The sequence below is a fragment of the Burkholderia sp. LFS061 genome, assembly GCF_047978125.1.
Taxonomy (GTDB): domain Bacteria; phylum Pseudomonadota; class Gammaproteobacteria; order Burkholderiales; family Burkholderiaceae; genus Burkholderia; species Burkholderia pyrrocinia_C.
Map to the genome: position 1 here is coordinate 92969 of NZ_JBFPFS010000028.1, position 7835 is coordinate 100803.

The 7835-nt window shown below is 68.6% G+C and carries 6 protein-coding genes; 4 read left to right on the top strand and 2 right to left on the bottom strand.

Features of this window, described 5'->3' with window-relative positions; translation table 11 throughout:
- Positions 1–10 precede the first annotated feature (10 nt).
- Positions 11–2260 carry a putative bifunctional diguanylate cyclase/phosphodiesterase gene (locus tag ACNQQL_RS23275; RefSeq protein WP_347065975.1) on the bottom strand — a complete coding sequence of 750 codons (2250 nt, stop codon included), beginning with the start codon at positions 2258–2260 and terminating at the stop codon, positions 11–13.
- Positions 2261–2703: 443 nt separating this feature from the next.
- On the opposite strand from ACNQQL_RS23275, the gene ACNQQL_RS23280 reads away from it, so the two are divergent.
- Entirely contained in the window at positions 2704–3426 is a 723-nt protein-coding gene (locus ACNQQL_RS23280; protein ID WP_347065977.1) for a haloacid dehalogenase type II, read from the top strand.
- 67 nt (positions 3427–3493) lie between these two features.
- Here ACNQQL_RS23280 and ACNQQL_RS23285 read toward each other — a convergent pair whose 3' ends face one another.
- Positions 3494–4453 (bottom strand): LysR family transcriptional regulator, encoded by a 960-nt coding sequence (locus tag ACNQQL_RS23285; RefSeq protein ID WP_347065979.1) that lies wholly within the window; start codon positions 4451–4453, stop codon positions 3494–3496.
- Between the two features lie 157 nt (positions 4454–4610).
- Between ACNQQL_RS23285 and ACNQQL_RS23290 the strand changes: the two genes are divergently transcribed.
- The 3 genes from ACNQQL_RS23290 to ACNQQL_RS23300 all read left to right on the top strand — a co-directional run.
- Positions 4611–5930, top strand: coding sequence for an MFS transporter (locus ACNQQL_RS23290; protein ID WP_347065981.1), 1320 nt, complete (start codon positions 4611–4613; stop codon positions 5928–5930).
- 117 nt (positions 5931–6047) lie between these two features.
- Positions 6048–7574: a CoA-acylating methylmalonate-semialdehyde dehydrogenase gene (locus ACNQQL_RS23295; protein ID WP_347065983.1), complete on the top strand. Its 1527-nt coding sequence runs from the start codon at positions 6048–6050 to the stop codon at positions 7572–7574.
- A 15-nt stretch (positions 7575–7589) separates the two neighbouring features.
- A partial coding sequence (locus ACNQQL_RS23300) for an NAD(P)-binding domain-containing protein (protein WP_347065985.1) occupies positions 7590–7835 on the top strand: 246 nt, incomplete at its 3' end.

Sequence of the window (7835 nt, forward strand, 5' to 3'; positions counted from 1 at the left end):
CACTCCGCGCTCACGCGGCGCCGAGCCGGCGCGCGTAGTCGTTCGCGTCGAGCGGCCGGCTGAACAGGTAGCCCTGCTGCATGTCGCAGCCGATCTGCTGCAGGAACCTCGATTGCGCCTGCGTCTCGACACCTTCGGCCGTGACCTTCATCCCGAGCGAATGCGCCATCGCGACCACCGCCTGCGTGATCGCGACCGAGTCGTGATGATCGGGCACGCCCGACACGAACGAACGGTCGACCTTCAGGTTGTGCAGCGGAAAGCGCTTCAGGTACGCGAGCGACGAATAACCTGTCCCGAAATCGTCGACCGAGATTCGCACGTTCATGTCCGTGAGCGCCTCGAGCATCGGCAGCACGGTGTCCGTGTCGTTCATCAGCAGTCCTTCCGTGATCTCGAGCTCGAGCGCGGACGGATCGAGCCGCGTTTGCGCGAGACAGCGGCCGACCGATTCGACGAGCCCTTCGTGGAACTGCCGCGGCGACAGGTTCACGGCCAGCATCAGGTCCGGCGCGATCGTACGGCGCCATTCGGCCATCTGCCGGCACGCGGTTTCGAGCACCCACTGGCCGATCGCGACGATCAGCCCCGTATCTTCGGCGACCGGGATGAATTCCGCCGGCGACATCGGCCCGAGTTCGGGGCTCGTCCAGCGCAGCAGCGCCTCGGCGCCGACCGTGCGGCCGCTGCGCGCATCGACGACGGGCTGATACGCGAGGCGCAGCATGTCCGACGCGAGCGCGCGCCGCAGCGACTGCTCGATCGCGAAGCGGCGCTGCAGCCGCAGGTTGAGCTGCGCGGTGAAGAACGTGAAGTGGTTGCGGCCGTGCTGCTTCGCGTCGTACATCGCCGAATCGGCATTGCGCATCAGCGTGACGGCGTCGTCGCCGTCGCGCGGCGCGACGCTGATCCCGATCGACACGCCGAGCCAATACTCGTTGTTCGCGATCGCGAACGGCTTCGCGATCGCGTCGATCACCTCGCGCGCGAGCACCGCGAGACGGTCGGGATCGTCGCAGTCCTCGACGAGGATCACGAACTCGTCGCCGCCGACGCGCGTGAGCGCGTGCCGGCCGCCCGCGCAGGCCTCGAGCCGCGCCGCGACGCTGCGCAGCAGCGCGTCGCCCGCGTCGTGACCGGCCGTGTCGTTGACCTTCTTGAAGCCGACGAGATCGATGAACAGGATCGCGACGCGCGCGGGCCCGGCCGCCGCATCGCGCTCGCCGAACAGTTCGCGCATGCGGTCGCCGAGCCAGCGGCGGTTGTAGAGGCCCGTCAGCGCATCGCGCGTCGCCATGTAACGCAACTGCTGCTGCGCTTCGCGCACCGGGCCGATGTCGTTGAACGACACGAGCACCGAGTCGGCCTGCGTCTCGCCCGGCTTCACGATCGGCACCGCGTTGCCGCGCACCCAGATGATGTCGCCGTCCGCGAGGCCGAAGCCGACCGTGTAGCCGAGCAGCGGCGTGGCCGTCACGAGCGCGAGCCGGCTCGGCCAGTCGTCCGGCGCGATCGGCGTGCCGTCCTCGCGCAGCTTGCGCAGGATCACCGTCGACAACCGGCGGCCGACGAGGTCGCCCTTCACGCGCATCATCCGGTTCGCGCTCGGGTTGCTCGCGACCACGACGCCGTCGCGCGACACGACGAGGATTCCTTCGTTCAGGCTGTTGACGACGAGCCGGTGATGTTCCTCGCTGCGCGCGAGCTGCCGCACCATCCGGTCCTGGTGAACCGCGAGGCCGACGCTGTTGCCGATATCGCGCAACAGTGCGGTTTCCTCGTCGCTCGGCCGGCGCGGCGTGCGGTGATAGACGGCGAACGCGCCGAGCACGACGCCTGCCTCGTCGAGGAACGGCACCGACCAGCACGCGCGCAGGCCCAGCGGCAACGCGACGGAACGGTAGTCGGCCCACAGCGGATCGGTTTCGATGTCCTCGACGGCGACCATCCGGCGCTCGTACATCGCCGTGCCGCATGAGCCCGCCGCCGGCCCGATCGACGCGCCGTCGATCGCGGCGCTGTACTGCGCGGGCAACGACGGCGCCGCGCCGACACGCACGTGCACGCCGTCCGTATCGAGCAGCAGGATCGTGCACGATGCACCGTCGCCGAGCAAAGTCTCGGCGCGCCGGCAGACTTCGATCAACAGTTCCGGCAGCGGTGTGTTGCGCGTGATCAGCCTCAGCACGCTTTGCTCGGACGCGAGCACTTCCGCCGCGAGGCCGAGGCTGTAACGAGAACTTTGCGGTTCGGTATTCAAGTCGAATCCTGCCGTCTGTCCGACCGGGGCTGATGTGCCCGATTCGTTAACGATCCTTCGTGCCGTTTTTCGCCCCGGGTTTACGCCGAGCCCGGTGCGCCCCGTTTGCGCGTCGAGCCAGCGCGCGCCGAAATGTATTTAACACCAATCCGTGACACCCCGCGCGTCCGAGCGCATCAGGGCTTACGCGCGGTTGCCGCGCCGCCCGTCAATCCTTCCGGATGTGCTCGGCCAGGAAGTCGATCAGCAGGCCCACGCGCGGCCGCCGGTGTTTTCCGGCCGGCGGCCGCGCCCTTGCCCCCGTTCCGGCAGCCCCCGGAAGCCATCGCGGCCCGGCCAAGCCGCGTTTTCGTATCCGTGATTCAATGTCGATCGAACCGGCGTCGCGCATTCCGGCGGCACGGCGATGTGTGTCCTCATCGAACGACCTTCACTGGATCACCATGACGAACCCTGCCGAAATCAAGGCGCTCGTTTTCGATGTCTTCGGAACGATCGTCGACTGGAGAAGCGGCGTCGCACGCGGCGCCGCCGCCTTTCTGGAACGCCACGCGCCGGCGCTCGACCCGTTCGCGTTCGCCGATGCGTGGCGCGCCGAATATTCGCCGTCGATGGAAGAAATCCGCAGCGGGCGCCGCCGCTACGTGCGGCTCGACGTGCTGCATCGCGAGAACCTCGTGCGCACGCTCGACCGCTACGGGATCGTCGACGTGCCCGACGCGGACATCGACGCGCTCAACCTCGCGTGGCACAGCCTCGACCCGTGGCCCGACGCCGTCGCCGCGCTGCACCGGCTGAAGCGGCGCTTCATCATCGCGCCGCTGTCGAACGGCAACATCCGGCTGATGGTCGACGTCGCGAAACGCGCGGGGCTGCCGTGGGACGCGATCCTCGGCGCGGAAGTCGTCCGCGCGTACAAGCCGTCGCCGCAGGTGTACAGCGACACGGTCGAGATTCTCGGCGTCGCGCCGGCCGAGCTGTGCCTGGTCGCGGCCCACAACGGCGATCTCGCCGCCGCGCGCCGGCAGGGGCTGTCGACCGCGTTCGTGCTGCGCCCGACCGAACACGGGCCCGGCCAGACGACCGACCTGGAAGCCGACGATGCGTGGGACTTCGACGTCAGGGACCTGAACGAACTCGCTGACCGGCTCGGCTGCCCGGGTTGAATGCCGGCTGCGCGGTTCGCCCCTTCGCCGCGGGCGCCGCGCGAATCGCCGCCGCTTCCGTCACCGGCTAATCCGGCTCGCCGACGAACCTGAGCCGCCCCGACTCCCCCATCAGCAATTCCCGGTTCGCCTCCGCCGCCGCCCGCAGGTAATCCCACAGCGCGGTCACGCGCCGCAGCTTGCGCAAGTCCTCGCGGCAGGTCAGCCAGAAGCACCGCGTGACGACCACGTCGTCCGGCAGCACCGGCACCAGCGCCGGCTGCGTGGCCGCCATGAAGCACGGCAGGATCGCGAGCCCGCCGCCCTGCTGCGCCGCGAAATATTGCGCGATCACGCTCGTCGTGCGCAGCCCGGCCGTCGCGCCCGGCACGGCGCGGTCCAGGTACAGCAGCTCGCTGCTGAACGCGAGATCGTCGACATAGCTGATGAACGCGTGCCGCGCGAGATCGTCGGTGCACGTGATCGGCGCATGGTTCGCGAGATAGTCGCGCGTCGCGTAGAGCCGCAACTGGTAGTCGCACAGCTTCGTGAACACGTAAGGCCCGCGCTCGGGCCGCTCGAGCGTGATCGCCAGGTCGGCCTCGCGCTTCGGCAGGTTGACGAAATGCGGGACCGGCAGCAGATCGACCGTCACGTGCGGATGCGCGGCGCGAAACTGCGCGAGCTGCGGCGCCAGGAAAAAACAGCCGAACCCCTCGGTCGACCCGATCCGCACGTGGCCCGACAGCGCCTCGCCGGTATTCGCGACCTGGTCGCACGCGGACTGCACGGTCGTCTCCATCGCGTCCGCATACGCGACGAGCCGCTGCCCTTCGGCCGTCAGCGTGAAGCCGCCGGAGCGCGACTTGTCGAACAGCAGCGTGCCCATCGCGGCCTCGAGCGCGCGGACGCGCCGCGCGACGGTCGTGTAGTCGACCCCGAGCCGCTTCGCGGCGCCGCTCGCGCGCTGCGTGCGCGCGACTTCGAGGAAGAAGCGCAGGTCGTCCCAGTTCAGGTTGCCGGAAACCGGCTCGGTGGCATGTCGCATCGGCGTGGAAAAAAGGGCTGGAGTCTCCGGGCCGGCCGTCGATATGCAGAAATGCATATCCAACCGGTTTCTTTATCGGTACATCATGAATCTGCGCATAACTATACTCGACCGTGACCTGCGGACCATGAGCCGCGGCAACCACCACGGAGACACCATGCAGACCCGATCCACCCTCGATGAGCATGCGACAGTCGCGACGCCGGCTCCCGCCCGCACCGCGAAGCACTACCTGCTGGCCGGCTGGGCCAGCATGGCCGGCACGACGATCGAGTGGTACGACTTCTTCCTCTACGGCACGGCCGCCGCGCTCGTGTTCAACCGCATCTTCTTCCCGTCGCTGGACCCCGTCGTCGGCACGCTCGCCGCGTTCGGCACGTTCGCGGTCGGCTTCATCGGCCGGCCGATGGGCGGCATCGTGTTCGGCCACTTCGGCGACCGGATCGGCCGCAAGTCGATGCTGATGATCACGCTGCTGCTGATGGGCGTGCCGAGCATGATCATCGGGCTGATCCCGTCGTACGACAGCATCGGCTACTGGGCGGCCGCGCTGCTGATCGCGATGCGCTTCCTGCAGGGGATGGCCGTCGGCGGCGAATGGGGCGGCGCGGTGCTGATGGCCGTCGAACACGCGCCGAAGGGCCGCAAGGGGCTGTTCGGCAGCCTGCCGCAGACGGGTGTCGGGCTCGGCCTGATCCTGTCGTCGCTCGCGATGGCCGCGGTGGCCGCGCTGCCGGAAGCCGACATGCTGTCGTGGGGCTGGCGCGTGCCGTTCCTCGCGAGCATCGCGCTCGTCGGCCTCGGCTGGTTCATTCGCGCGAAGGTGCCCGAGTCGCCCGACTTCGAGAAGATGCAGCGCCAGGGCAAGGCCGAGAAGTCGCCGGTGACGGCCGCGCTGCGCCGCCATCCGCGCGAAGTGCTGACGATCGTCGGCGCGCGCGCCGCCGAGAACACGTGGTTCTACATGGTCGTCACGTTCGCGCTCGCTTACGCGACGCAGCAGCTTCACCTGCCGAAGGCCGAGATGCTGCACGCGATCACGGCCGGCGCCGTGCTGTCGCTCGTCACGATGCCGCTGTGCGGCCACCTGAGCGACCGCATCGGCCAGCGCCGGATGTTCGCGATCGGCCTCGTGCTGATGTGCGCGTTCGCCGCGCCGTTCTTCATGATGCTCGGCACGCAGCAGACGTCGTACGCATGGTGGGCGATCGTGCTCGGCCTCGGCGTCGTGTTCCCGATCCTCTATGCGCCGGAATCGCTGCTGTTCGCGCAGCAGTTCCCGGCGGAAATCCGCTACAGCGGCATCTCGCTGTCGGTGCAACTCGCCGGCGTGATCGGCGGCGGCTTCGCGCCGATGATCGCGACGTCGCTGCTGAAGGCCGGCGGCGGCCAGCCGCATTACGTGATCGCGTACCTCGTCGGCTTCGGCATGTTCGCGCTCGTGTGTACCGCACTGATGCGGCCGCCGCGCGCCTGAGCACGCCGGCCGGGATCCGTCCGAACCCAGTTCGTCCTGCTGTCCGCCGCGCCTGCACGTGCGGCGGATACAGGCCCCCTTTCTCATCGCAACACCGCTTCCTTCCCGGAGAGTTCCATGAACGCCGCAGTTCCCCAGACCACCCTCGCCCTGCCCACCGCCAAGCTGCTGATCGACGGCGCGTTCGTCGAATCGCAAAGCGCCGAATGGGGCGACATCGTCAACCCCGCGACGCAGGAAACGATCGGCCGCGTGCCGTATGCGACGCTCGACGAGATCGACGCCGCGATCGCGTCCGCGCAGCGCGCATTCCAGACGTGGAAAACGACGCCGATCGGCGCACGGCTGCGCATCATGCTGAAGTTCCAGGATCTCGTGCGCCGCAATCTCGAACGGATCGCGCACACGCTGACGGCCGAGCAAGGCAAGACGCTGCCCGACGCGCAGGGCGACATCTTCCGCGGCCTCGAAGTCGTCGAGCACGCCTGCTCGATCGGCACGCTGCAGCAAGGCGAATTCGCGGAGAACGTCGCGGGCGGCGTCGATACCTACACGCTGCGCCAGCCGATCGGCGTGTGTGCGGGCATCACGCCGTTCAACTTTCCCGGGATGATCCCGCTGTGGATGTTCCCGATGGCGATCGTGTGCGGCAACACGTTCGTGCTGAAACCGTCGGAGCAGGACCCGCTGTCGACGATGCAGCTCGTCGAACTCGCGATCGAGGCCGGCGTGCCCAAAGGTGTACTGAACGTCGTGCACGGCGGCAAGACCGCGGTCGACCGCCTGTGCACGCATCCGGACATCAAGGCGATCTCGTTCGTCGGCTCGACGCGCGTCGGCACGCACGTGTACAACCTCGGCAGCCAGCACGGCAAGCGCGTGCAGTCGATGATGGGCGCGAAGAACCACGCGGTGGTGCTGCCCGACGCGCACCGCGAGCAGACGATCAACGCGCTCGTCGGCGCGGGCTTCGGCGCGGCCGGCCAGCGCTGCATGGCGACGTCGGTCGTCGTGCTCGTCGGCCAGGCGCGCGACTGGCTGCCCGAGCTCGTCGAGAAGGCGAAGCTTCTGAAGGTGAATGCGGGCGCGGAAGCCGGCACCGACGTCGGCCCGGTCGTATCGAAGGCCGCGAAGGAACGCATCCTGTCGCTGATCGACGAAGGCGTGAAGGCCGGGGCGAAGCTCGAACTCGACGGCCGCAACGTGAAGGTGCCCGGCTACGAGCGCGGCAACTTCGTCGGCCCGACGATCTTCTCGGGCGTGACGACCGACATGTCGATCTATACGGAAGAAATCTTCGGGCCGGTGGTGATCGTGCTCGAAGCCGACACGCTCGACGAAGCGATCGCGCTCGTCAACCGCAACCCGATGGGCAACGGCGTCGGGCTGTTCACGCAGAGCGGCGCGGCCGCGCGCAAGTTCCAGAGCGAGATCGACATCGGCCAGGTCGGCATCAACATCCCGATTCCGGTGCCGGTGCCCTACTTCAGCTTCACGGGCTCGCGCGGCTCGAAGCTCGGCGATCTCGGCCCGTACGGCAAGCAGGTCGTGCAGTTCTACACGCAGACGAAGACGGTCACCGCGCGCTGGTTCGACGACGATGCGACGGCCGGCGGCGTGAACACGACGATCGCGCTGCGTTGATTGAGGGACTCGCACATGGAAATCGCATTCATCGGGCTCGGCAACATGGGCGGCCCCATGGCCGCCAACCTGCTCAAGGCCGGCCACGCGCTGACGGTGTTCGACCTCGACGCGAACGCGGTCGACGCCGCGGTACGCGCGGGCGCAACGGCGGCCGGCTCGCCGCGCGACGCGGCCGCGCGCGGGGCGGTCGTGATCACGATGCTGCCGGCCGCGCAGCACGTGCGCGCCGTCTACCTCGGCGACGACGGCGTGCTGGCC